This is a genomic window from Streptococcus sp. SG1 (assembly GCF_030439935.1).
GTDB classification, from domain to species: Bacteria; Bacillota; Bacilli; order Lactobacillales; family Streptococcaceae; genus Streptococcus; species Streptococcus gordonii.
Genome location: NZ_JAQFJC010000010.1, coordinates 84,792 through 109,945 on the forward strand (window position 1 = coordinate 84,792; position 25,154 = coordinate 109,945).

21 protein-coding genes are annotated in these 25,154 nt (G+C 40.9%); 18 read left to right on the forward strand and 3 right to left on the reverse strand.

The window, feature by feature from the left end:
• Positions 1-86: 86 nt before the first annotated feature.
• The 3 genes from PCY06_RS09250 to PCY06_RS09260 all read left to right on the forward strand — a co-directional run bounded on the left by PCY06_RS09250 (position 87) and on the right by PCY06_RS09260 (position 3,647).
• Entirely contained in the window at positions 87-1,124 is a 1,038-nt protein-coding gene (locus PCY06_RS09250; RefSeq protein ID WP_045773676.1) for a M42 family metallopeptidase, read from the forward strand.
• A 106-nt stretch (positions 1,125-1,230) separates the two neighbouring features.
• Entirely contained in the window at positions 1,231-2,085 is an 855-nt protein-coding gene (locus tag PCY06_RS09255; protein ID WP_227250336.1) for an alpha/beta fold hydrolase, read from the forward strand.
• A gap of 164 nt (positions 2,086-2,249) precedes the next feature.
• Positions 2,250-3,647: a polysaccharide deacetylase family protein gene (locus PCY06_RS09260; protein ID WP_195916545.1), complete on the forward strand. Its 1,398-nt coding sequence runs from the start codon at positions 2,250-2,252 to the stop codon at positions 3,645-3,647.
• A gap of 93 nt (positions 3,648-3,740) precedes the next feature.
• On the opposite strand, the gene PCY06_RS09265 is transcribed toward PCY06_RS09260, so the two are convergent.
• Complete coding sequence (locus tag PCY06_RS09265; RefSeq protein ID WP_172858972.1) at positions 3,741-4,832, reverse strand: DEAD/DEAH box helicase; 1,092 nt, start codon at positions 4,830-4,832, stop codon at positions 3,741-3,743.
• Positions 4,822-5,802, reverse strand: a complete 981-nt coding sequence (locus PCY06_RS09270) for a Gfo/Idh/MocA family protein (RefSeq protein ID WP_061596843.1) — start codon at positions 5,800-5,802, stop codon at positions 4,822-4,824. Before PCY06_RS09270 ends, PCY06_RS09265 begins: the two co-directional genes overlap by 11 nt.
• A gap of 102 nt (positions 5,803-5,904) precedes the next feature.
• On the opposite strand from PCY06_RS09270, the gene udk reads away from it, so the two are divergent.
• The 12 genes from udk to PCY06_RS09330 all read left to right on the forward strand — a co-directional run bounded on the left by udk (position 5,905) and on the right by PCY06_RS09330 (position 17,324).
• Positions 5,905-6,537: a uridine kinase gene (gene udk, locus PCY06_RS09275; protein WP_008808855.1), complete on the forward strand. Its 633-nt coding sequence runs from the start codon at positions 5,905-5,907 to the stop codon at positions 6,535-6,537.
• 41 nt (positions 6,538-6,578) lie between these two features.
• A complete protein-coding gene (locus PCY06_RS09280; protein WP_082307686.1) occupies positions 6,579-7,250 on the forward strand; it encodes a YoaK family protein in 672 nt (223 codons plus the stop codon).
• A 218-nt stretch (positions 7,251-7,468) separates the two neighbouring features.
• Positions 7,469-7,849, forward strand: a complete 381-nt coding sequence (locus tag PCY06_RS09285) for a RidA family protein (protein WP_008808853.1) — start codon at positions 7,469-7,471, stop codon at positions 7,847-7,849.
• Positions 7,850-7,873: 24 nt separating this feature from the next.
• Positions 7,874-8,764, forward strand: coding sequence for an RNase adapter RapZ (gene rapZ, locus PCY06_RS09290; RefSeq protein WP_046165717.1), 891 nt, complete (start codon positions 7,874-7,876; stop codon positions 8,762-8,764).
• Complete coding sequence (locus PCY06_RS09295; protein WP_008808851.1) at positions 8,761-9,735, forward strand: YvcK family protein; 975 nt, start codon at positions 8,761-8,763, stop codon at positions 9,733-9,735. The genes rapZ and PCY06_RS09295 overlap by 4 nt, the downstream gene beginning before the upstream one ends.
• Positions 9,732-10,643, forward strand: coding sequence for a DNA-binding protein WhiA (gene whiA, locus PCY06_RS09300; RefSeq protein ID WP_046165715.1), 912 nt, complete (start codon positions 9,732-9,734; stop codon positions 10,641-10,643). The genes PCY06_RS09295 and whiA overlap by 4 nt, the downstream gene beginning before the upstream one ends.
• A 185-nt stretch (positions 10,644-10,828) precedes the next feature.
• Positions 10,829-11,443, forward strand: a complete 615-nt coding sequence (locus PCY06_RS09305) for a hypothetical protein (RefSeq protein ID WP_301390519.1) — start codon at positions 10,829-10,831, stop codon at positions 11,441-11,443.
• An 11-nt stretch (positions 11,444-11,454) separates the two neighbouring features.
• Positions 11,455-12,321, forward strand: coding sequence for a GNAT family N-acetyltransferase (locus PCY06_RS09310; RefSeq protein WP_061601815.1), 867 nt, complete (start codon positions 11,455-11,457; stop codon positions 12,319-12,321).
• An 80-nt stretch (positions 12,322-12,401) separates the two neighbouring features.
• Positions 12,402-13,034 (forward strand): copper homeostasis protein CutC, encoded by a 633-nt coding sequence (locus tag PCY06_RS09315; protein ID WP_061601814.1) that lies wholly within the window; start codon positions 12,402-12,404, stop codon positions 13,032-13,034.
• A 44-nt stretch (positions 13,035-13,078) separates the two neighbouring features.
• Positions 13,079-13,750, forward strand: a complete 672-nt coding sequence (locus PCY06_RS09320) for an MmcQ/YjbR family DNA-binding protein (RefSeq protein WP_061601813.1) — start codon at positions 13,079-13,081, stop codon at positions 13,748-13,750.
• Between the two features lie 90 nt (positions 13,751-13,840).
• Entirely contained in the window at positions 13,841-15,580 is a 1,740-nt protein-coding gene (locus PCY06_RS09325; RefSeq protein ID WP_046165711.1) for an ABC transporter ATP-binding protein, read from the forward strand.
• 1 nt (position 15,581) lies between these two features.
• A complete protein-coding gene (locus tag PCY06_RS09330) occupies positions 15,582-17,324 on the forward strand; it encodes an ABC transporter ATP-binding protein (RefSeq protein ID WP_301390520.1) in 1,743 nt (580 codons plus the stop codon).
• Between the two features lie 12 nt (positions 17,325-17,336).
• On the opposite strand, the gene PCY06_RS09335 is transcribed toward PCY06_RS09330, so the two are convergent.
• On the reverse strand, positions 17,337-18,662 hold the full coding sequence (locus tag PCY06_RS09335) for a PLP-dependent aminotransferase family protein (protein WP_082307798.1): 1,326 nt from the start codon (positions 18,660-18,662) through the stop codon (positions 17,337-17,339).
• A 55-nt stretch (positions 18,663-18,717) separates the two neighbouring features.
• On the opposite strand from PCY06_RS09335, the gene PCY06_RS09340 reads away from it, so the two are divergent.
• The 3 genes from PCY06_RS09340 to PCY06_RS09350 all read left to right on the forward strand — a co-directional run.
• Positions 18,718-19,581, forward strand: a complete 864-nt coding sequence (locus PCY06_RS09340; RefSeq protein ID WP_082307797.1) for a pyridoxamine kinase — start codon at positions 18,718-18,720, stop codon at positions 19,579-19,581.
• Positions 19,571-20,101, forward strand: coding sequence for an ECF transporter S component (locus PCY06_RS09345; RefSeq protein ID WP_082307683.1), 531 nt, complete (start codon positions 19,571-19,573; stop codon positions 20,099-20,101). The genes PCY06_RS09340 and PCY06_RS09345 overlap by 11 nt, the downstream gene beginning before the upstream one ends.
• Positions 20,102-20,341: 240 nt before the next feature.
• Positions 20,342-25,154 (forward strand): accessory Sec-dependent serine-rich glycoprotein adhesin (locus PCY06_RS09350; RefSeq protein ID WP_301390521.1); only part of this gene is annotated, 4,813 nt, incomplete at its 3' end.

Here is a 25,154-nt window from a genome sequence, read left to right on the forward strand (position 1 = left end):
ATAAATAATCTAGCTTTTACACTGAAAAACCCATCTGTAAAAGCTATTTTTATGCTATAATGATAAAAAAATATGAGGAGATTAAAATGAACCAAACTGTTCAATATTTACAAGAATTAACAGCGATTCCTTCCCCAACAGGCTTCACAGCCGAGGTGGCTGACTATCTGGTAAAAACTTTGGAAGGATTGGGCTATGATCCTGTACGGACTAATAAAGGTGGCGTCCATGTTGTGGTTAAGGGTGAAAATGATTCCCAGCATCGGGTAGTGACTGCTCATGTGGATACACTGGGGGCTATTGTTCGGGCTATTAAGTCTGATGGTCGTCTTAAGCTGGATCGGATTGGCGGTTTCCCTTGGAACATGATTGAAGGCGAAAACTGTCTAGTTCATGTGGCCAGCAGTGGCAAGACTATAAGTGGGACTATTTTGGTTCACCAGACTTCTTGTCATGTCTACAAGGATGCTGGGACGGTTGAACGTACCCAGGACAATATGGAAGTCCGTTTGGATGAAAAGGTGACTAATGAGAAAGAAACTCGCGATTTAGGAATCGAAGTCGGTGATTTTATTTCCTTTGACCCTCGTACCACAGTTACTGAGTCAGGCTTTATCAAGTCTCGCTTTCTGGATGATAAGGTCAGCGTAGCTATTTTGCTCAATCTTTTGCGTGTCTACAAAGAGGAAAATATCCAGCTACCAGTGACGACTCATTTTGCTTTCAGTGTCTTTGAGGAAGTTGGTCACGGGGCTAATTCCAGCCTTCCTGAGCAAGCGGTAGAGTATCTGGCTGTTGATATGGGCGCTATGGGTGACGACCAGCAGACAGATGAGTATACTGTTTCCATCTGTGTCAAGGATGCTTCAGGGCCTTATCACTATGGCTTCCGCCAACATTTGGTAAATTTGGCTAAGGAGCAAGACATTCCTTACAAACTGGACATCTATCCATTTTACGGATCAGACGCCTCTGCAGCTATGAGTGCAGGAGCAGAAGTTAAGCATGCTCTGCTAGGTGCCGGCATCGAATCCAGCCACTCTTATGAGCGGACGCATATTGATTCGGTTGTTGCGACAGAGCGTATGGTCGATGCTTATTTGAAAAGCGAGTTAGTAAAATAGACTAAAGTGGAGTCCTATGCTGAAAACTATGCTAAAGCTTCTTAAATATCTTTCATGCTTACTTCTGTTTATTCTAGTTCTTGTGTTTTTATACCATCAATACAGTTTGAACAAAGAAAAAAAGTTCCTCACCTCTAGTATCGGTCAGCGAGTAGAGGTAGACGGAAAGCAAATGAATGTCTATGTGGCTGGAAATGGACCGAAAACACTGGTCTTTCTTTCTGGTAGTGGGACAAGTTCACCTATTCTTGATTTCAAATCCCTTTATTCCAAACTTGTAAAGGACTATCGGGTAGTTGTGGTAGAGAAGTTTGGGTATGGCTTTAGCGCTGACTGGTCTAAAGATCGTGATTTGGATACTATTCTAAGCCAAACAAGGAAAGCTTTACAGAAGGTTGATGTTAAAGGACCTTATGTTCTCCTTCCACATTCTATGTCGGGACTTGAAGCCTTACATTGGTCTGCTTCTTACCCTAAGGAAGTTGAAGCGATTATTGGTTTAGATATGTCCTTTCCTCAAGCATACGATAATTATAGACCCAATCAGCTTCTATACAAGACTTTGCAACTGGCTGCTAACTTAGGTCTAAGTCGCTGGTTTTATTCTCCCGATAAAGAGATCCGTTCCCTGTCTAATGGTTCTTTGAATCCAAAGGAAAAGTCAATTTATAAAGCTTTATTCTATCGGCGTCCCATATCTAATTCCATAATGAAGGAAGCAGAAGAAGTTAAAAGTAATGCAAAACTTGTAAAGCAAGACAAAGTCCCTGCCATTCCTTATTTACTATTTGTATCCAATGGTCAAGGGACAGGTTTTGCTAGAAAGGACTGGCAAGATATGTCGAAAGACTTTGCTAAAGATCATAAAAATGTTCAGCTAAAGAGTTTTGATGTTCCGCACTATATTCATAGTTATATTCCTGATGAGCTTGTTAAGGAAATAAGAAAATTTTTGAAGTAAGTTTTGGAAAGGATATCTAGGAGATCTAATAAAAAACAGCAGGTTAAATAACCTGCTGTTCTTCTAATATTTATTTTTTAAAAAAATTTAATATAAATTTGCAGCTTGATGGGTTATAATAAATAAGACACACTAGGAATGAGATACAGAGATAGGATAGGTGTATGAGAAAACATAATAAAAAAAGAATTAATATAAAGAAACTTCTTTTCTTTAGCTTGCTTAGTTTTACAGTGGTTCTTGCCCTCTTTTTTGGAGTCAAGAGAATTTACTCATATTTTCAAGATAAGGAGTACCAGGAGAAGATTGAAGCCTTAATTTCCAAGGAAGAGAAAAATTACGCTTCAAATACTGAGAAGAAGAGTAGACAAGAGGGTAGTAACTATATTGAAAGCTTCTATCCATTGCGTGATGGTCAAGTCAATTCAATCGTCAAAGAAATGATGGATGCTGATAGTAAAACCATCAAGAATGGCCAGAAAAAAGATAGGAAGATTGATCAATTGACCTTCTATTATTCAGAAGAAAAAGATACCAGTCTAACTGATGTAAAAGAAGTTTTGGTCCATCGAAAAGATTATCAAGCAAAAAACAGGAAAATTAATCCTGCGGAAACCCGTCAAATTGCATGGAGCTATCTCGGTTCAGATGGTAATCGTTTCACCTTAGACAAGGTTTTTCAGGATGCAGAAGTTGCAAAAGAAGTCATCTTAAGTGAAATCTCTAGCCAACTTACTTTTAGACAGATAGATGAAGCGGCTCAGACAGAAGTTCTTAACAGTATGTCAGCAAGCGACTTAAGCCAGTGGAATTTCCGGTATGAGAATAGTCATTTTTCTATTAGCTTACCTAAAGAAATTCAAGGCTTGACTAGTTTAGATGTCCCTTTATCCAGCCTTTATAATCAAATCAACCCTTCTTATCTAAAAGGAGCGGACTTGGAAGCATATCAGAACTATGAATCTAAAAGACATGAGAAAATGGTTGCTCTGACTTTTGATGATGGACCGGATGCTAAAACAACACCACAAGCGTTGGATATCCTAAAGAAATACGGTGTTAAGGCTACTTTCTTTATGCTAGGTCAAAATGTAGTAAGCAATCCAGACATTGTCAAGAGAGTAAAAAATGAAGGTCATCAAATTGGAATACATACATGGGATCATCCAGTTTTAACCAAACTTCCTATGGAAACAGTCAAGAAAGAAATTTTTGATACTCAGACGGCTATATATAACGTTGTAGGGATTAAGCCAACGATTACGCGACCACCTTATGGAGCTATTAATTCTACGATTCAAAATGCGATTGACCAATCCTTCATCATGTGGAATGTGGATAGTCTAGATTGGAAGACACGGAATACTAAAGCCATTATGCAGGAGGTTTCCAAGACCCAACCAGGCTCTATCATCCTCATGCATGATATACATCAGACCAGTATTGATGCCCTTCCGAGTGTCATCCAATATCTGCAAAATAATGGCTACACTCTGGTGACAGTCGATGAGTTGCTAGGGGGTCAGTTAGAGCCACATCGTATCTATTATGGTAGAGACTAAGACAGTTCTTGGGATTAGATTTTTGAAATCATTGTTGGTAATGAGTAAAAGCAAAAAGCTTTGGAAACATTAGATTTCCAAAGCTTTTTTAGCTTAACTCGTTACATAAAGTTCTTGATTTTTTAGTACAATTTCGCGAACAGAAGCGTATTTTTTCAATGTCTTCAGCTCTTCTGGATGGCTGATGAGGGTGATAACAGAACCTTCCTTTCCCATACGTCCTGTCCGACCAGATCGGTGGGTATAGGTTTCGATGTCGCGAGGAAGCTCATAGTTTACTACGCATTCCAGAGAGTCAATATCGATGCCTCGGGCAACTAGGTCAGTGGCCAGCAAGAGAGTAATCTGATGGTCTTTAAACTTATCAAGAATCACCTTTCTGAACTTAACATTGACATCGCTGGCAAGTGAAACAGCATTGGCTTCACGATACTGGAGTTTTTCTTCAGCACTGCCCAGGTCTGACAGAGCGTTGAAGAAAACCAACCCACGGAAATCTTCAACATTGGATAATTTGCGAAGCAACTCCACTTTATCACGTTTTTCGACTTGCATGTAAAAATGCTGAATGTTGTCTAAAACGAGGTCGTCAATGCTGATTTCTAGGGTATTTTTAGCAATTTTATTATGGTCAAACTTGGCGGTAGCACTCATGTAGATCAACTGGTGGTCACGAGGTGCATAGCGAACGATTTTATCAACAAAATGATACTGAGAATCGCTGAGCAGCTGGTCAAATTCATCTAAGACGATTGTATCAATATTCATCATCTTAATTTTTTTTAGCTTGACCAACTCAAAAATTCGACCGAGAGTACCAATGATAATCTCTGGTCCTTTTTTTAGACGTTCAATCTGGCGTTTTTGACTGGATCCGGAAATAAATAGCTGAGAATTCAAACCGAGTGAGTCTGCCCAGCTTTTGCAAACTTCAAAGATTTGTCCAGCCAGTTCAGTATTAGGAGCTAAAATCAAGAGCTGTTGAGCTTTTTTTGGTGTTAGCTTAAGTAGACAGGGAAAAAGATAGGCTAAAGTTTTGCCAGTTCCCGTTGGACTGATCCCTAAAACAGATTTTCCTGATGAAATCGGCTCAAATAACTCTTCCTGTATACTTGTAAGTTCTGAAAATCCTAGGTTTTCTAACTTGTCTTGCCAAGAGTTAGGAAAATGTGTTTTAATCATAATCAACCTCAAATCTAATGCCAGCATCCTTGCGCATGGTCCACAATGTTTGGTGAACGGCAGATGCTGCTTTCAGCCATTCCTCATAAGCGGTTCTTTCTTTCCCCAGTAATACTGTCGCAAAAGCTTGAGCTTCCTCCTGCATGGTATGAGAAGCTTGCTGGATGGGAAGAATGGTTTCTTGTCCATCTAGTCCATGGAAAATAGCAGAGCTGATAAATTCAATCCCGTCTAAAGTGAGGGTTCCTTGATCAGTATATATTTCAGCAGGTAGATTGCTATTGATATTTTTTCCTGCCTGAATCCCGACTTGAAAATCAGGATAAATCAAAGATCCCACTCCATTTAAGTCAACTGAATTAGGCAATTGATAAGCACTGTATCGGGCAGATTGAGGAGAACCAAAGAGCCTAATAGCAGTGTAGACGGGATAGACACCTAGGTCCATTAAAGCTCCACCAGAAAACTTAGCAGAAAAGACATTAGGCTCCTTACCTGAAAGTAGTGCCTGCATCTTAGAAGAATATTTGGCATAGGTGAAGTGAGCTCCCCAGATAGTCTTGTCCTTGAGGAAGTCTTGAATAGTAGCGAAGGCCTTTTCATGATAGTTGCGGGCGGCTTCAAAAATATAAACCTCTTCTTGCTTAGAAAGAGCCACCAGTTCTTGCCATTCTTCAGGCAGCGACACAGCTGGTTTTTCAATAATCGCGTGTTTGCCTGCTAAAATAACTTGTTTAGCCTGCTCAAAGTGTAAGGAATTTGGACTGGCGATATAGACTACGTCAAGCGCACTATTTAAAAAATCAGTCAAATCACAAAAAAGCTCTACATTTTGGTAATCTTGGGCAAAGGCTTGAGCAGAAGTTAAGCTCCGCGAATATACAGCCTGTAACTCATAATGGCCACTGAGTTTAGCAGCCTTGATAAACTCATGGGAAATCTGTCCTGTACCAATAATACCTAATTTTAACATGCTTCCCTCCTTTAAAAATCTCTCTATTTTTTACTGATTAGCCCTTTCATTATACCATGATTTGGTGTAAAATAGATAGGATTAAAAATATTGGAGCAAGAAATGCAAAACAGACCTATTATTATTGGAGTGACCGGTGGATCAGGTGGTGGTAAAACCAGTGTCTCCAGAGCAATTTTATCTAATTTCCCAAATGAAAAGATTGCTATGATTGAGCATGATTCTTACTATAAAGACCAGTCTCATCTGACTTTTGAGGAAAGGATTAAGACCAACTATGACCATCCTTTTGCTTTCGATACAGATCTAATGATTGAACAAATCAAGGAGCTTTTGGCTGGCCGTCCAGTAGATATCCCAACCTACGATTATACGGAGCATACACGTAGTAGTAAAACCTATCGCCAGGAACCCAAAGATGTATTTATTGTAGAAGGGATCTTGGTACTTGAAGATCAGCGTTTGCGAGACTTGATGGATATCAAAATTTTTGTTGACACAGATGATGATGTTCGAATCATTCGCCGGATCAAGCGAGATATGGAAGAACGTGGTCGTAGTCTGGATAGCGTTATTGAACAATATTTGGGTGTTGTGAAACCCATGTATCATCAGTTTATTGAGCCGACTAAGCGTTATGCTGATGTTATCATTCCTGAGGGAGCTTCAAACAAAGTTGCCATTGATTTGATCACAACTAAGATTGAAAAAATCTTAAAAGAAGCTAGAAATTAATGAGGAGGAAGTCTAGTAAGGAGCTAGACTTTTTAAATAAAATGAGAAATATTGTGAAAAGAGAATTTCATTCCCGATCTAAATTTTTCGCCTGTTTGTTAACATTTTGCGCGGGGTTTGTGGATGACTATACCTTCATTGAAAGGGGAGGGACCTTGGTAGCTGGGCAAACAGGAAATGTTGTTTTCCTTTCAGTTGAATTGATTAATCATGAGGCAAGAGAAATTGAAGTAAAACTGGCTACGATGTTAGCTTTTATGCTAGGGATCTTTTTAATGACGGTTTTTCAAAATCTTTTTGAAAAATCCTGGTGGCGACTTTCTAGCATTGTACCACTAATTCTAGTATCTTCTATAATTGGATTTTTGCCAGGAAACTTCGCCAATATCTACATTGTGCCTCCTCTTGGTTTTTGTATGGGTTTGGTAGCGACGGCTTTTGGGGAAGTAGATGGCATTGCCTATAATAATTCCTTTATGACAGGTAATCTTAAGAAGACCATGGTTGTTTTTGGGACTTACGTTCGAACAAAGAAAATACCTTACTTAGAAGAAGGCTTGTTTTTTGTGGCTCTTTTAGCTAGTTTTGTGACGGGAGCCATCGCGTCTACTTATCTCATCCAATTCTGGTACCTGAGGACGATTTGGTTAGTAAGTTTGATTTTATCAGCCTTTCTAATCTTTAGATTAACTCAATATCTGCGTAGAAGATAACAAGTAAATAGCATTAAATATAAACTGAGATCAGCTTGTCTCAGTTTTTTGTTTCGAAATTTTATTAAGTCGACTAGACGTCATAAATTACAGAATAAATACCCAAGTGATTTTTAAAGGATTAGAGAATTTTCTTGATTTTTAATTGCGGGTATAGAAGGATTGAGCTAGGAGAGTCTCTTTATGATATAATAATAGGGAAATAAGGAGGAATGAAAATGTCTAAGATAATTAATACAAATAAAGCACCTAAAGCTATTGGTCCCTATGTTCAAGGACGAGTAGCTGGCAATCTTTTGTTTGCAAGTGGCCAGATCCCTTTGTCACCAGAAACTGGTGAGATTGTCGGTAGCACGATTGAGGAACAGACTGAGCAAGTTCTTTCAAATATCAAGGCTATTCTAACAGAAGCTGGAACTGATTTTGATCATGTCGTGAAAGCAACTTGTTTTCTGAGTGATATCAATGATTTCGCGGCTTTTAACGCTGTTTATCAAACAGCCTTTTCAAGCGCCTATCCTGCTCGATCTGCTGTAGAAGTAGCGCGCTTACCTCGTGATGTTAAAATTGAAATTGAAGTCATTGCTGAGCTAGATTAAAGCTCTAGCTGGAGGGGAGAGAATATGCCAGAGAAAGAGATGAAACTAGTCATTGTTACGGGAATGAGCGGTGCAGGAAAGACAGTAGCCATTCAGTCATTCGAAGATTTGGGCTACTTTACCATTGATAATATCCCGCCAACACTTGTACCCAAGTTCCTGCAATTATTAGAAACAACTAATGATATTGACAAACTAGCTCTTGTCGTGGATATGCGTAGCCGTTCATTTTTTGCTGAAATTCAGAACGTTTTAGATCAGGTGGAAAACAATTTAGAAATTGATTTTAAAATTCTCTTTCTAGATGCGGCTGATAAAGAATTAGTAGCTCGTTACAAGGAGACACGACGTAGTCATCCATTGGCAGCAGACGGTCGGATTTTAGACGGAATTAAGTTGGAGCGGGAATTGTTGGCTCCTCTTAAGAATCTCAGTCAAAATGTTGTTGATACGACAGATTTAACTCCTCGTGAATTGCGAAAGACTATTTCAGAACAGTTTTCTGACCAGTCTCAACTACAATCCTTTCGTGTTGAGGTCATGAGTTTTGGATTTAAGTATGGGCTTCCTTTGGATGCGGATCTGGTTTTTGATGTTCGTTTTTTACCAAACCCATATTATCAGCCAGAACTACGTAATCAAACAGGATTGGATAAACCAGTCTTTGACTATGTCATGAACCACGAGGAGTCATCCGAATTTTATCAACATCTTCTGAATTTAATTGAACCGATTTTACCTGGTTACAAGAAAGAAGGGAAGTCAGTCTTGACAATTGCAGTTGGTTGTACGGGGGGGCAGCATAGAAGTGTTGCTTTTGCTCAACGTTTGGCAGACGATTTAGCTAAAAATTGGCCTGTCAACTGTAGTCATCGTGACAAAGACCGTAGAAAGGAAACGGTAAATCGCTCATGAGAAAGCCCAAAATAGCTGTTATTGGTGGTGGAACCGGGATTTCCGTTATCCTTGATAGTTTACGAAAAAGGGATGTAGATATTTCTGCTATCGTAACGGTTGCTGATGATGGGGGGAGTTCAGGTGAGTTAAGAAAGAATACTCAGCTAACTCCTCCAGGCGATTTACGAAATGTACTTGTTGCTTTGTCTGATATGCCAAAGTTTTACGAGCGAGTCTTTCAGTATCGCTTTGCTGACCAAGATGGACCTTTAGCGGGGCATCCTTTAGGAAATTTAATTATTGCTGGTATTTCTGAAATGCAGGGCTCAACCTATAATGCCATGCAAATTCTGACTAAGTTTTTCCATACAACGGGAAAAATCTATCCATCCAGCGATAGTCCATTAACTCTTCATGCTGTTTTTACTGATGGTGTTGAAGTGGCGGGTGAGAGTCGGATTGCCGATTATAAAGGCATGATTGACCATGTCTATGTGACTAATACTTATGATGATGAAAAGCCCCAAGCCAGCCGTAAGGTTGTTCAGACCATTTTGGACAGCGATATGGTCGTACTTGGTCCAGGATCACTTTTTACCTCTATTTTGCCAAATTTGGTGATTGAAGAGATTGGCCAAGCTCTACTTGAAACCAAGGCTCAGGTAGCTTATGTCTGTAATATTATGACCCAAAGAGGGGAAACTGAACACTTCACGGATGCTAATCATGTGGAAGTTTTGCATCGTCATTTGGGTCAAAAATTTATCGATACAGTGCTGGTGAATATTGAAAATGTTCCAAAAGATTATATGAATTGTAATAAATTTGATGAGTATTTGGTACAAGTTGAGCATGACTTTAAGGGGCTTCAAGAACAAGTTCCTCGTGTCATTTCTTCTAATTTTTTACGTTTGGAAAATGGTGGAGCCTTCCACGATGGTAATTTAGTTGTGGAAGAATTGATGAAGAACATTCAGGTGCGAAAATGAGCTTTACGGTAAAGGTAAAAGAAGAACTATTGGGACTAGATACCAAGAGTAAGAGTGAATTGGCTGCTATCATGAAGATGTCTGGTAGTTTAGGAATTGCAAGTCAAGGATTAACTCTATCCATTACTACTGAGAATGCGAAAATTGCTCGTCATATTTATGAGTTGCTGTTGAGCTTTTATCAGGTGAAATCTGATATTCGTCATCACCAGAAAACTAATTTACGAAAAAATCGTGTTTATACGGTTTTTTTAGATGAAAAAGTTGAAGATATCTTGTCAGACTTGCACCTGGCGGATGCTTTCTTTGGAATCCAAGAGGGAATTGATCCTTTAATTCTATCAGATGATGAAGCAAGTAGAGCCTATCTTAGAGGTGCTTTCTTATCAAATGGCAGTATGAGAGATCCGGAATCTGGTAAATATCAACTAGAAATTGTTTCTGTCTATTTGGACCATGCTCAAGGACTTGCCAGTTTGATGCAACGTTTCTTACTAGATGCAAAAACCATCGAACGAAAAAAAGGAGCAGTTACTTATTTGCAACGAGCAGAAGATATCATGGATTTTCTTATTGTTGTTGGAGCAATGGAGGCCATGGCTGAGTTTGAAGCTGTGAAAATCCTTCGGGAGACTAGAAATGACCTCAATAGGGCTAATAATGCAGAGACTGCCAATATAGCTCGAACTGTGACAGCCAGTATGAAGACTATCAATAATATTGTCAAGATTATGGAGACGAGTGGTTTGGAGAGTCTGCCAATTGATTTACAAGAGGTAGCACATCTGAGAGTTAATCATCCTGATTACTCTATCCAGCAGTTGGCTGATAGCCTTAGTAAACCTCTGACCAAAAGTGGCGTGAATCACCGCCTTCGGAAAATTAATAAGATTGCAGATGATTTATAACCAAGAAAACTAGAAACGGCTCTAGTTTTCTTTTTTATCAAGGGAAAACTCGGCTTTGTCATGTTACCGCATAGGAATGTCATCTTTTTGTCACAAAAGTAATAGGAAATTAGTGTAAAATAGATCTATTATGATTTTAGAGCAGGCAGAATCAGACTTCTGACTTGTTACAAAAAGGAATAAAAATGAAAAAAATAATCAAACGTACTTTAGTTGGTCTTCTTGTCTTATTATTTGGCCTGATCCTGATTTTGGTACCTTCCTCAATTCAATCCTCTGATCAGCTAAAGAATGTAGAAAGCACAATTAGTTTGTCTAGTATGGTTGAATCTGGACTTCAGAATGCAACCGTAGGAACAAATGGTCTAAGTACAGAGATTACGATTGACAGCAAACAATTGAATCAGTTACTGAAACCATTTTTGACTGATAATCAGAGTCAAGAATTATTGGAGAGTGCGTACAGCATTGAAGGGGATAAATTAAGATTGCAACTCCCGATAAAAATCCTTGGGATTGACAGCAAACTTGATTTGCGATTCTACGCGGCCTACGAAAATCATACCCTACGATTTGATCTTGCTAGCTCTCGTCTAGGAAATCTACCAGTACCAAAAGCTATTGTAGCTTCGATTTTACAAAATAGATTGAAAGACCAGTCCAGCAATCTAGCCATGGAACAAGAAACAATATTGGTTTCTCTACCAGAGTCTCAGTTTAAAATTACAGGACTTAACATACAGGATAATACTGCTAAGGTTAAGCTGACAATGAATGTGTCAGGTTTGCTGGGTCAGTAGGAGTAGAGAATATGCTTATAGTAAATTCAGCTCAACCTGATTTTATTCAAATTAATAGCAACTTGCGTTTGCGAGCTTATGATGGCCACTATCAAGTGGCCTTTTCTTGGTATCAGGATCCAGAGCTTGTCTATTTAATTGACGGCAAAAAAGAAAGCTATTCACTAGAAAAGATCAAGAAGATGTATGAGGTCCTTAGTCAGCGAGGAGAACTATATTTCATTGAAGTTAAGCAGGATGGTTCCTGGTTGCCAATTGGTGATGTGACATTTTCAGAGAATGACTTACCTATTGTTATTGGAGTGGAGGCTTATCGATCTATTGGTCTTGGACGAGAGGTTATTGCAGCATTGATTGAGAGGGCTCGATCTCTGTCCTATCGTCAGTTATGGGTTCAGGACATTTATGATTTTAATCTCTCGTCTAAAAAGCTATTTACTTCATTCGGTTTTTATCCTTATGAAGAGACGGATCTGGGACACCGTTATGTTTTAGATTTACTTTTACCTCTAACTGATATCCAGCCCAGCCAATTTTTCCTTTCAAAAAGGAAGCTAGAAGAAATTGTGACATGGTTTGACCAAGAAGAATTAAATCCTTTGCCAGTAAAAAGATTGGAGGGCAAATGGTTCCTGACAGATGGTCATAGCAGAGCTTTCACTGCATATCTTAGAGGATGGTCAGAAATACCGATATATTTTGACAGAGACGACATAAATTTAAAATTTTATTCCAATTGTATTAGACTCTGTAAGGAAAAGAAGATCTTGTCAATAGCTGACTTGAAGGACCGTATCTTATCTGAGGAAGCCTACCAAACAGAATGGCTTGACTGGTGTAAAAAGACCTTTGAAAGTATGAATGGGATAGACAGCTAATTCGTCTTTTTTTCACAAGTTGTGATATAATAAACAAGAAAGAATTAGAATAATATCATAATAAATTAAAGGAGTAGCGGATGCTATACGAATTTTGTGCTGAAAATGTAACCTTGCTTGAAAAAGCAATGCAAGCAGGAGCTCGACGTGTTGAACTCTGTGACAATTTAAGTGTCGGAGGAACCACGCCAAGTTATGGAGTCATTCGTGCTGCAGTGGACTTGGCTAAGTCTTATGATACCACTATAATGACCATGATTCGTCCTAGAGGTGGTGATTTTGTATATACTGACCTTGAAGTAGCAATCATGATCGAAGATATTAAAAAGGCGCGTGAAGCTGGAAGTCAGGGTGTCGTATATGGCCTACTGACAAGGGAGAATGAACTAGACACAGAGAATCTTGAGTCTTTGCTAGCTGTGTCACAAGGTTTAGAAGTAGTCTTTCACATGGCTTTTGATTCTATTCCAAGAGACAAGCAATTCGAGGACTTGGATTGGTTGGCTGAGCATGGTGTTAAGCGCATTCTGACTCATGGAGGTCCAGCTACAGAGACGATTCAAGAACACTTTGCTTGGCTAAAAGAGTTGGTGGCCTATGCAGACAAGCGAATTCAAATCCTGCCTGGCGGTGGTATTACGACTCAAAATCGCGATGAAATCGTTGCTGAGTTAGGTCTGGATCAGCTACATGGAACCAAGGTAGTATTTTAGGAGGATAAGGAGAGGAGCTGTGGCTCCCTTTCCTTTTTATAGACATGTTTGAACTATTCGAAAAGTATAAAGCTAACTATGATAAGCTAGTTAAGTATGGTTTTTTAGAAAAGGAAGGCATCTATCAGATATCAAGAAAAGTCATGTCTGGAGATTTTCAGATGGTGATCAATGTTGAAGATAGTAGTGTCAGTTTTCAGCTGTTTGATTGTGAGACAGGGGATGAGTATAGGCAGGTTCACATGGAATCTATGACAGGCGAGTTTGTCGGCCAGGTGCGTCAAGCTTGTTTGGACCTTCTCTTAGATATTCGTCGCCATTGTTTTGATGAAATTGGTTTCCTTTATGAACAAAGTCAGCGCTTGGTAGCTCACGTTTCTGAGCGTTATCAGGGAAGTTTAGAGTACCTTTGGGCTAAGTCTTCAAGAAAAAGTTCTACCCAGGCAGCTGTATTTCGCCATGAAGGTACAAAGAAGTGGTATGGAGCCTTTCTAACGACTGACTGGTCTAAGTTTGATTCAGGACGAAGCGGAGCAATTGAGGTTCTTAATGTCAAGAACAATCAGGTCTCAGAACGAGTCCAAGAAAAAGGAATCTACCCAGCCTTTCATATGAATAAAAAATATTGGCTGAGTCTCCCGCTAGACGATACTCTAACGGATCAAGAATTATTCTCTCTTTTAGAAGAGAGCTTTCTTTTAACAAAGAAAAAATAAGAGGCTGAGTTTTCCAGCCTTTTTCGCTGTCAATAATCAAAAAATGAGTGTATAATGAATAGTATTTGAAGATTAGAAATAAGGATAAGTATGAAGTTATTAAAGAAATTATCTTGGTTTTTTAAATTAGAAAAGTGGCCCTATATTACTGGTATTTTAGCCTTGTCTTTGGTCAGCCTTTTAAACTTGCTTCCACCTCGTGTGATTGGAGAAGTGATTGACCAGATTGCCAGTAAAGATTTGACGAATCTGGAATTAGCCTATCAACTTTTTATTTTGGTTTTGTCAGCCTTGGCCATGTATGCTTTGCGTTTTGTCTGGCGTAAGTATATTTTGGGGACAGCCAATCGTCTGGGTAGAATCTTACGATACCGTCTCTTTGAGCATTTTACTCATATGTCTCCTTCCTTTTATCAAACTTATCGGACAGGTGATTTGATGGCTCATGCTACCAATGATATCAATGCTGTTGTTGGGGTTGCTGGTGGAGGAGTCATGTCAGCTGTAGACGCTTCAATCACAGCTCTTGTGACTGTTCTTACCATGTTTTTCGTCTTGGACTGGAGACTGACTCTGATTGCCATTTTACCCTTGCCTTTTATGGCCTGGGGAACCAGTCTGATCGGTCGAAAAAATCATGAAAGTTTTAAGGCAGCACAAGAAGCTTTTTCTGATTTGAACAATAAGGTCCAAGAAAGTTTCTCAGGTATCAAGGTGACCAAGTCCTTTGGTTATCAAGATGCAGAGACAGCTGCTTTTGCAAGGATTAACCAAGATGTTTTTAAGAAAAATATCCTTGCAGCTAAGTACAATGCCCTTTTTGATCCTATGGTTCTGATTTTTGTCGGTCTGTCCTATCTTTTAACCTTGATTTTTGGTGGTCTTTTCATTAGTCAAGATCAGTTGACGGTGGGAGAGTTGGTCACCTTTATCACCTATCTAGATATGTTGGTCTGGCCCCTTCAAGCTATGGGCTATCTCTTTAATATTAGTCAGCGAGGAACTGTGTCTTATGAGCGAATTGAAAGCTTGCTAGCCCAAGAAAGTGATGTGACAGAAGTAGCTTCGCCCATTAAGGACATTAAAAATGGTCGTCTGGATTACTCTATTCAAAAATTTGCATATGATGATCGACCAACTCTCAGGGATATTCATTTTTCAATTGATCAGGGTCAGACCTTAGGAATTGTTGGTGTTACAGGCTCTGGAAAAACGACCTTGCTTCGTCTTTTGCTTCGAGAACAAGATATACAAGATGGGAATATTTGCCTGGCTGGACATGACATAAGAGATTACAGCCTTTCTGCTTTGCGAAGCTTGATTGGTTATGTGCCTCAAGATCAAATCTTGTTTGCTACATCGATTCGTGATAATATTCGATTTGGTAATCCAAGTCTTTCTGATGAGGACGTTATCGCCGTTACTAAACTTTGCGGAATTTATGAAGACATCATGCAAATGCCCGATAGATTTGATACTTTGGTTGGGGAGCGTGGTGTATCCTTATCTGGTGGACAAAAGCAACGCTTGGCCATGTGTCGTGCTTTGATTCTTAATCCCGATATCTTAATCTTGGATGATTCTTTATCTGCTGTTGATGCCAAGACCGAGCACTTGATTTTAGATAATCTCAAGAGGGAGCGATCTGGTAAGACTACTTTGATCACTGCCCATCGCTTATCAGCAGTAGTGCATGCAGACTTGATCCTAGTTTTAGATCAGGGACGGATTATTGAGAGTGGTAGTCATCAGGAACTTCTGACACAAGACGGCTGGTATGCCACCACTTATCAAAATCAACAATTGGCTGAAAGCTTAGAGGAGGTCTAATATGAAAAAAAAATCAACTTTTCAACGACTTCTAAGCTATATGCTTGCTTATAAATGGCTTACACTGTCAGCATTTGCTTTTGTTTTTCTAACCACTTTAGTTACAACTGCTCTACCACTTTTGGCTAGAACTTATATTGATCAGTTCATTAGTTCTGGACAGGCGGCTGCTGGTTTTTATCTCTTGGCTATTTACTATGCCTTATTTATACTGCGCGTGCTTTTGACTTTCTTAGGTCAGTATTCATTTGCAAAGGTAGCACACAGTATTGTTCGTGACTTACGTCAAGAAGCCTTTGCCAATATTCAAAAGCTACGAATGGCCTATTTTGACCAAACACCTGCTGGAGCCATCGTTTCTCGTCTGACCAATGATACTCAAGCAGTGGCGGATATGTTTAGTAGTATTTTCTCAAGCTTTTTAAGTTCAATCTTCATTTTAGTGGTAACTGCCGCAACTATGTTTGCTCTGGATTGGCGTCTGGCTCTTTTAATCCTTTTATTTCTACCAATCATGCTGGCCTCAATCTTGCTTTATCAAAAACTGTCAACTGGCTTGCTCAAACAAGTCCGTAGTAAGTTGAGCGATTTAAACGTAAAACTTTCCGAGACTATTGAAGGAATGAGGATTGTCCAAGCCTTTGGTCAGGAAAAGCGCTTGATTGATGAATTTGAAGAAATTAATCAGGAGCACCTAAACTACACCAATCGCTATCTGGATGTCAACAGTCTGCTTTTACGTCCAGCTATGTCTCTTTTGAAAATTCTGGCCTATGGCGTTATTCTGACCTATTTCGGTCTGACTTGGCAAAGTGCTGGGATTACAGCAGGGATTATGTATGCCTTTATCCAGTATGCCAACCAGCTCTTTAATCCTTTGATTGAAGTCATGCAAAACTATTCAGTTCTTCAGACCTCTATGATCTCTGCTGAGCGTGTCTTTGAAGTCATTGATAGGAGAGACTATGAACCAATCCAAAAAAATGAAGACTTGAAAATCCAAAAAGGTGATATAGAATTCAGAGATGTTAGTTTTTCTTATGACGGTAAAAGAGATATTTTGAAACATATTTCTTTTAAGGTCAAGCAAGGTGAAACAATTGCTTTTGTTGGATCTACTGGATCGGGTAAATCATCCATCATCAACCTCTTTTTACGCTTTTATGAGTTTGAAAGAGGACAAATTTTGATTGATGGATATGATATAAAAGACTATAGTCAAGCAGAACTTAGGCGACATATTGGACTGGTCCTTCAGGATCCCTTCCTTTACCATGGGACAGTTGCTAGCAATATTAAGATGTACCAAGAAGGACTTAGTCAACAGGACATTGAAGAGGCTGCTAAGTTTGTTGATGCTCATGACTTTATTCATCAACTGCCATTGACTTATGATGCACCAGTAACAGAGCGAGGAGCTGCATTTTCTAGTGGTCAGCGCCAGCTCTTAGCCTTTGCTAGGACAGTAGCGACCAAGCCTAAGATTTTGATTTTAGACGAGGCTACTGCCAATATTGACTCAGAGACAGAGGAGTTGATCCAAGCCTCACTGAAAAAAATGCGACAAGGCAGAACGACGATTGCCATCGCCCATCGCCTCTCTACCATTCAGGATGCCAACTGTATTTACGTGCTAGATAAGGGGCAGATCATCGAATCTGGCAGTCACGAAGAGCTCCTAGCTCAAAATGGAACCTACAAGAAAATGTATCAACTTCAGGCAGGAATGCTGGAAAAAGCTTAGGAATGAATTTTCCTAAGCCTTTTTTAAATATTTTTTTAGTCCCTCTATAGAGGCTTCTAGGTCTTGGTATCGAATCTTAGCATAGCGATAGGGGCAAGGGTCAATATAAGCTGACTCAAAAAAATCAAGAGGAAGACCACTGTGCTTGAGAGAGCTAATGGATGTTAGTGTTTTTAGATCCAATAAAATACCGCCTGGTGTCAGTAGGTAAGGTAGTCCTAAACCTGCTTTTTCAAGTAAATGTTGGGCCTTTTCTTTTTCTTCCTCCTGTAAACGCAGTAGTGCTAGTCTATTTTTTTGAAACATTTGATTATCAATATAAAGAGAGAGAGCCTTTTGCATGATGAGATTGCTGTCATAGTCCAAAATACTTTTGAAAGCGATAAATTGCTTCTTGACGCTATCAGGCAATAACAAAGCTGTAATTCGAAGTGCAGGGAAAAGACTGGTTGAAAAAGATTTGATATAAATAACTGAGTCGCTATCATCTAGATAATGAAAACTTAGTTCTGACTTATTGTCAAAATCAGCTAGGTAATCATCCTCAATGAGAAAGACCTGATAAAGCTTTGCTAAGCGGAGAATTTCTTCTTTTTCTTGACGGCTGTAAGTGTGTCCTAAGGGATAGTGAAAGCGAGGAATGGTATAGAAAAACTTGATGTTTCCTGAACGAAAAATATTTTCTAGTTCTAGCAAGTCAATTCCTTTTGGACTTCGTTCTATGGTCTTATATTTTAAATTTTGAGCCTTGAGCAAATCATTTATTCTGTGATAGGTTGGTTGTTCTACTAAAATAGTATCGCCGTGATTAGGGAAGTCTATTTGAGATAGAATATAGAGTGCTTGCTGGGTACCAGATGTCAAAGCTATCTTGTCTAGGGTTGGGTAAATAGCTGATTCTAGCAGTAGATTTTTGACAGATTGTCTCAAATCTTCTAGCCCTTCTTGTTGAGAATAGTAGTTAAAAAGGTAATTCTCACGCCCAATCAAGGTTTCATTGAGACAGATGCGAAAATCTTCATAGACTTGATGGCGGTCGTTTCTTAAGGGAAGCTCTAGATCATTATTTTCTTCTTGAGCTTGCTCTAATACATAATAACCGCTTTTGGGAACGGCATAGATGTACTTCTGATAACTCAGATCTAGAAGGGATTTTTGAACGGTATCCTTGCTACAATGGTAACTTTTAGACAAAAGTCGAATAGAGGGAAGCTTATCTCCTTTTTTAAGCTGACCATTTTTGATTTGTTCAATCAGATGATCTGAAATTTCTTGATATTTAGTCTTCAACACACAACTGTCCCCATACAGATTGGATTTTTTCATATTGTAACTTATTTTAAAGTGTTTTACAATAAAAAAGTAGAAACGGAGAGGGACGAATGGAATGATCATGACAAAGCCAAAGAGAATTATTTTAGCTAGTGATATTTCTGGCTTAGGGAAAGTTGCTGTGACAGCAGCCCTGCCGTTGTTTGCCGTATGTCAGTTGGAAGTCTCTGTTCTTCCCACAGTTCTTCTATCATCTCACACTGGTGGTTTTCCTAATGTTTACATTGATGACTACACCATTGGGATGCAGGCTTTTTTAAAGCAATGGCAGAGCTTAGAGATCGGCTTTTCTGCATTAGTAACTGGCTATCTTAAATCAAGTCAGCAAATAGCGTCTCTGATTGATTTTTTGGAGCGTGAGAACATCCCCTTGATTGTAGACCCCATTATGGCCGACAATGGTAAGCTATACAAAGGCTTTGATGATCATTATATTTCTAGCATGCGTACTCTCTGTCAAAAAGCAGATTTGATTTTGCCCAATTTAACAGAAGCTTGTTTTCTTGCTGATTTGCCTTATCAAGATAATGATTTGACAGAGCAATTTTTAAAAGATCTTGTTCAGCGTCTGAGCGAATTAGGTGCAAAGAAAATTCTATTGACCGGTCTCCCACTGAGTCACGATCAGATAGGTGTTGCTTATTTCGACAAAGCAGAAGGCGTCTTTAGTTTGTATAAAGGTAAGAGATTTCAGCAACAATTTTTCGGAACGGGCGATATGCTGACTGGTTTGGTAGCGGCTGCATTTGTACAGGGGCTTGACCTGCAAAAGTGTCTTCCGGTTTTTATCAACTTCATAGAGAAAAGTCTAGCGACGACACTGGATTGCCACTTTGATCTTCGTTATGGAGTTTACTACCAGCCCCATTTGGGAGATTTATTTATAGAATTTAAAAGATTATTGGAGGTTTCTAATGACAAATAATAAACTTACTACCCGTGAACTAGTGGAATTGAGTCTTTTTTCGGCCCTAATTGCACTTAGCATTCAGTTTTTCAGAATTCCTGTTGGCCCTCAATTTATTCATTTTGGGAATGCTCTGGTTGTGGTGGCTACTCTCATTTACGGAGTAAGAAAAGGTGCTTTGGTTGCAACCATTGGTCTGGGAGCCTTTGATTTATTAAACGGCTATGCTTCAGTAGTTTGGATTACAATCTTAGAAGCATTAGTTGTTATTCTTGTTGTTCATTTTGTTTATAAAGCAATGCCAAAGTGTAGGGAAAAGTTAGTGATTGTTGGTTTTGCAGCTGCTTTGACTAAAATAGTATTAAATCTATTCAAATACACTTTGATTGGAATGCTCGGCAACCTCACTTTAGGTGCTTCCTTAAATTTAGCTCTTGTTAAGATAGTTGGAACTTTTGGTTCAAGCTTGGCTACTGTTATAGCTGTTCCTATCCTTTATCCAATATTTAAGAAAATTAGTGAAACAATTAGAAAATAATTTTAAATATCAAACATAGTTTAAATGCTTTGAATAGAAAGAATCAGTAATAAAAAAATGCATATTTAAAGACGGTTTATAAACTCGTCTTTTTTAGTATTTGAGGATTTAAAAATAATCAATTTTTTTCGTAAAAAATGCTTGAAAAGCCGTTATTTCCACTGAAAATATGATACTATAGATACGATACTTTTTTAAATACTAATTTTTTGGGATATTAAATTAAGTAGAGGGGATTACATGTTTTTTAAACGTCAAAAGGGTCAATACCACGAAGTTGAACGTGTTACGCGTTTTAAACTGATTAAGTCTGGGAAACACTGGCTTCGTGCGGCTACATCTCAATTTGGACTTTTAAGATTAATGAAGGGTTCTGATGTTTCTTCCACAGAAGTGAAGGTAGTGGAGGAGCAGTCTGTAGAAAAAAGTGGACTGAATTACCTGAAAGGAATTATAGCGACGGGAGCAGTGCTTGGTGGAGCGGTTGTAACAAGCTCTTCTGTTTATGCTGAAGAGGAACAAGCACATGAAAAAGTGATTGATACGAGGGATGTTTTAGCAACTCGTGGAGAAGCGGTTTTAAGCGAAGAAGCAGCAACTACTTTGTCATCCACAGAAGCCAATCCAGTGGAATCCTTGTCAGATACTTTGTCTGCAAGTGAAAGCACTTCAGCGAGCTCTTCTGTTTCAACTAGCATATCTGTATCGGAGTCATTTTCAGTATCTGGGTCATTATCCTATAGCACAAGTCTTTCTCAGTCAGTCTCTGCATCTGCAAGTGCGTCTGAGTCTCTTTCAGTGTCCTCAAGTGCGTCTGATTCTGTGAGTGCAAGTACAAGTACGTCAGCTAGTGCTTCTCAGTCAGTCTCAGCCAGTCAGAAATCTACCATCTCTACATCAGAGAGTACTAGATCCGAAAGTAGCCAACAGTCGACAGAAGCTTCTAGTCAAACAGGGCGGAGAAGAACGCGTCGAGCTGTTACTGAAAGTGCTCCTAACGTTGAGTATCACGATGTAAAAGGGGACATGATTCAAAGTGTCACAACAAGTTTTGATGACACTAGCAGACTTTTGACTTGGACGATTAACCTAACACCAAGACAAGTGAAGTCTAATCTTGGCGCACTAGTATCTATCAGTGGTAATCAGGAAACTCGTACAGTAACGATAAACGGTAAAAATGCTGCAAATGGTGGAGTCTACAATTCAGGCGGCGCTTGGAATCTGTATACTGGTGAATCTGTTAACAATAATGTTCTCAGAATCACTACTCAAGTAAACGATACCGGTGGGGAAGTCAAACTTGGACTCCGCTTAGTAACAAGTGATAAAAAAATCACCAAGACAAATCTACCACTTGAGTTTAGTCAAGTTGCTGCTACGACTAATGGCAGTTGGGATAAAGCGGGATATAACACAACGATTGTTGAGAAGGATACAGAAAGGCCAGTTGTTAATGTTCCAAGTGAAATTACTGTTTACCGTGGAGAGTCATTTGAATATTTTGCGACAGTAACAGATAATTCAAATGCTTTTGATTTGGCTAAAACGGTTGTTCGCTGGTTATATAATAACCAACCTGGTAGAGGTACTGAATGGTTGCAGTATTCTGTGACTCAAGTAGGGAATCAGTTAAAAGTTAGAATTTTTGGTAATGTTCCAATAGACACAACAATTGGTGATTACACTCGTTATGTTGTAGCTACGGATGCGGCAGGGAATGTTAATGCAACACAAACAGAAATGGGAAATGCTGCTGTTGACAAGACATCGGTAAATGGTCAGTTTAAACTGATTATTCGATTTAGAATTAAGACACCCGAAAATACTGTATTTGTCAATAATCCAAATCAATTAACAGAAGTAGAAAAAAATTTAGTTCGTGAAGCTGTCAAGAAGAGCAATCCCGATTTAAGAGCTCAAGATGTTTTAAATTCCAATTACGTCACTGGTATTACTGTCTCAAACAATGGTACAACGACTATCACTTATAGAGATGGTAGAAAAGACATTATTGACGGAAGTAAATTTATTGATACAAGAGCTGGAAGTATATCTAAATCTCAGAGCACTTCCAATTCTATCAGTGTTTCTCTTTCCAAAAGTGAGAGCGCTTCAGCAAGTTTAGTGACCTCAAAATTAAATTCCATTAGCTCAAGCGCATCTGTATCCGCAAGTACATCAATCTCTACTAGCGGCTCAGTCTCTGCAAGTGAATCCGCGTCTACGAGTTCGTCTGTGAGTGCGAGTGAGTCAGCTTCGACGAGCGCATCAGTTTCTGCAAGCGAGTCCGCCTCAACTAGCGCCTCAGTATCAGCAAGTACGTCCGCTTCGACTAGCGCGTCAGTAAGTGCAAGTACGTCCGCTTCGACTAGCGCGTCTACAAGTGCAAGCAAATCAGCTTCCACGAGCGCCTCAGTATCAGCAAGCACGTCCGCGTCTACGAGCGCTTCAGTTTCTGCCAGTGAGTCTGCCTCCACGAGTGCATCTGTAAGCGCAAGTACATCAGCCTCCACGAGTGCGTCAGTAAGTGCCAGCACGTCCGCCTCGACGAGTGCATCAGTGTCTGCAAGTGAATCAGCATCGACGAGTGCATCTGTAAGTGCAAGTACGTCCGCTTCCACGAGCGCCTCAGTATCAGCAAGCGAGTCCGCGTCCACGAGCGCATCCGTGAGTGCAAGCACCTCAGCCTCCACGAGTGCGTCAGTATCAGCAAGTGCATCCGCCTCGACGAGTGCGTCAGTGTCCGCAAGCACTTCAGCGTCGACGAGTGCATCTGTAAGCGCAAGTACATCAGCCTCAACGAGCGCATCCGTGAGTGCCAGCACGTCCGCCTCGACGAGTGCCTCAGTATCTGCAAGTGAGTCAGCTTCGACCAGTGCCTCAGTAAGTGCAAGTGAGTCCGCCTCCACGAGTGCGTCTGTAAGTGCAAGCGAATCAGCTTCAACCAGTGCGTCTGTAAGTGCGAGTGAATCTGCTTCCACGAGTGCATCTGTATCAGCAAGCACCTCCGCGTCTACGAGCGCCTCGGTTTCTGCAAGCGAATCAGCCTCGACGAGTGCGTCTGTGAGTGCGAGTGAGTCCGCGTCCACCAGTGCATCCGTGAGTGCAAGCGAGTCCGCGTCCACCAGTGCATCGGTAAGTGCGAGTGAGTCCGCGTCGACGAGTGCATCTGTAAGTGCCAGCACGTCCGCGTCAACTAGTGCATCTGTTTCTGCCAGTGAGTCCGCGTCCACCAGTGCATCGGTAAGTGCGAGTGAGTCCGCGTCCACCAGTGCATCTGAGTCAGCGAGCGAATCAGCTTCTACGAGCGCGTCCGTAAGTGCAAGTGAATCCGCGTCTACGAGCGCTTCAGTTTCTGCAAGCGAGTCATCTTCGACCAGTGCGTCAGTAAGCGCCAGTGAGTCATCCTCCACGAGTGCTTCAGTAAGTGCAAGCGAATCAGCTTCCACGAGCGCCTCGGTTTCTGCAAGCGAATCAGCCTCAACCAGTGCATCTGAGTCAGCGAGCGAATCGGCTTCCACGAGTGCGTCTGTAAGTGCCAGCGAATCCGCGTCCACCAGTGCATCGGTAAGTGCGAGCGAGTCAGCTTCCACGAGTGCTTCAGTTTCTGCAAGCGAATCCGTATCTACGAGTGCGTCTGTAAGTGCGAGTGAATCAGCTTCTACGAGCGCCTCAGTTTCTGCGAGCGAATCCGCGTCTACGAGTGCCTCAGAATCGGCAAGCGAGTCAGCCTCAACCAGTGCATCTGTATCAGCCAGCGAATCTGCCTCAACGAGTGCGTCAGTAAGTGCGAGTGAGTCCGCATCTACGAGTGCATCTGTTTCAGCAAGTACGTCCGCGTCCACAAGTGCTTCAGTAAGTGCAAGTGAATCGGCCTCCACGAGTGCCTCTGTATCTGCGAGTGAGTCCGCATCTACCAGTGCATCTGTGTCTGCGAGCGAATCGGCCTCAACCAGTGCGTCTGTTTCAGCAAGTACGTCCGCGTCTACGAGTGCCTCAGTAAGTGCCAGCGAATCAGCCTCCACGAGTGCGTCTGTTTCAACAAGTACGTCCGCTTCCACGAGTGCCTCAGTATCAGCAAGCGAATCAGCTTCAACAAGCGCTTCAGTAAGTGCGAGCGAATCAGCCTCAACGAGCGCATCTGTTTCAGCAAGTACGTCCGCTTACACGAGTGCGTCAGTAAGTGCCAGCGAATCAGCTTCCACGAGTGCATCTGTATCTGCAAGCGAGTCCGCTTCCACGAGTGCATCTGTATCTGCGAGTGAGTCCGCGTCTACGAGTGCATCTGTATCGGCAAGCGAGTCAGCCTCAACCAGTGCGTCTGTTTCAGCAAGTACGTCCGCGTCTACGAGTGCCTCAGTATCAGCAAGCGAGTCAGCCTCAACTAGCGCCTCTGTGTCTGCAAGCGAGTCCGCATCAACAAGTGCGTCTGTTTCAGCAAGTGAGTCCGCCTCAACGAGTGCCTCAGTATCAGCGAGTGAGTCTGCTTCAACCAGTGCATCAGTCTCTGCAAGCGAATCTGCATCCACGAGTGCATCAGTAAGTGCGAGTGAGTCCGCTTCAACGAGTGCCTCAGTAAGTGCGAGCGAATCAGCTTCAACGAGCGCATCGGTAAGCGCCAGCGAGTCCGCATCGACGAGTGCGTCTGTCAGTGCGAGTGAATCAGCTTCAACGAGCGCCTCAGTAAGTGCGAGTGAATCGGCCTCCACGAGTGCATCTGTATCTGCAAGCGAGTCCGCTTCAACGAGCGCATCAGTCTCTGCAAGCGAATCGGCCTCAACAAGTGCGTCTGTTTCAGCAAGTACGTCCGCATCCACGAGTGCATCCGTAAGTGCGAGCGAGTCAGCATCTACGAGTGCATCTGTATCAGCAAGCGAATCGGCCTCAACGAGCGCATCGGTAAGTGCTAGTGAATCAGCCTCAACGAGTGCGTCTGTATCTGCGAGTGAATCAGCATCTACGAGTGCGTCTGTTTCAGCAAGTATGTCCGCCTCAACGAGTGCATCTGTATCAGTCAGCGAATCCACGTCTACGAGCGCCTCTGTGTCTG

Coding starts and splice junctions, on each gene's coding strand:
- PCY06_RS09270 (WP_061596843.1), bottom strand. CDS start 5,802: ATGTTAAAATTAGGTATTATTGGTACAGGACAGATTTCCCATGAGTTT.
- PCY06_RS09320 (WP_061601813.1), top strand. CDS start 13,079: ATGTTTGAACTATTCGAAAAGTATAAAGCTAACTATGATAAGCTAGTT.
- PCY06_RS09295 (WP_008808851.1), top strand. CDS start 8,761: ATGAGAAAGCCCAAAATAGCTGTTATTGGTGGTGGAACCGGGATTTCC.
- PCY06_RS09260 (WP_195916545.1), top strand. CDS start 2,250: ATGAGAAAACATAATAAAAAAAGAATTAATATAAAGAAACTTCTTTTC.
- PCY06_RS09285 (WP_008808853.1), top strand. CDS start 7,469: ATGTCTAAGATAATTAATACAAATAAAGCACCTAAAGCTATTGGTCCC.
- udk (WP_008808855.1), top strand. CDS start 5,905: ATGCAAAACAGACCTATTATTATTGGAGTGACCGGTGGATCAGGTGGT.
- PCY06_RS09345 (WP_082307683.1), top strand. CDS start 19,571: ATGACAAATAATAAACTTACTACCCGTGAACTAGTGGAATTGAGTCTT.
- PCY06_RS09310 (WP_061601815.1), top strand. CDS start 11,455: ATGCTTATAGTAAATTCAGCTCAACCTGATTTTATTCAAATTAATAGC.
- PCY06_RS09340 (WP_082307797.1), top strand. CDS start 18,718: ATGACAAAGCCAAAGAGAATTATTTTAGCTAGTGATATTTCTGGCTTA.
- PCY06_RS09315 (WP_061601814.1), top strand. CDS start 12,402: ATGCTATACGAATTTTGTGCTGAAAATGTAACCTTGCTTGAAAAAGCA.
- PCY06_RS09280 (WP_082307686.1), top strand. CDS start 6,579: ATGAGAAATATTGTGAAAAGAGAATTTCATTCCCGATCTAAATTTTTC.
- PCY06_RS09330 (WP_301390520.1), top strand. CDS start 15,582: ATGAAAAAAAAATCAACTTTTCAACGACTTCTAAGCTATATGCTTGCT.
- PCY06_RS09305 (WP_301390519.1), top strand. CDS start 10,829: ATGAAAAAAATAATCAAACGTACTTTAGTTGGTCTTCTTGTCTTATTA.
- PCY06_RS09250 (WP_045773676.1), top strand. CDS start 87: ATGAACCAAACTGTTCAATATTTACAAGAATTAACAGCGATTCCTTCC.
- PCY06_RS09325 (WP_046165711.1), top strand. CDS start 13,841: ATGAAGTTATTAAAGAAATTATCTTGGTTTTTTAAATTAGAAAAGTGG.
- rapZ (WP_046165717.1), top strand. CDS start 7,874: ATGCCAGAGAAAGAGATGAAACTAGTCATTGTTACGGGAATGAGCGGT.
- whiA (WP_046165715.1), top strand. CDS start 9,732: ATGAGCTTTACGGTAAAGGTAAAAGAAGAACTATTGGGACTAGATACC.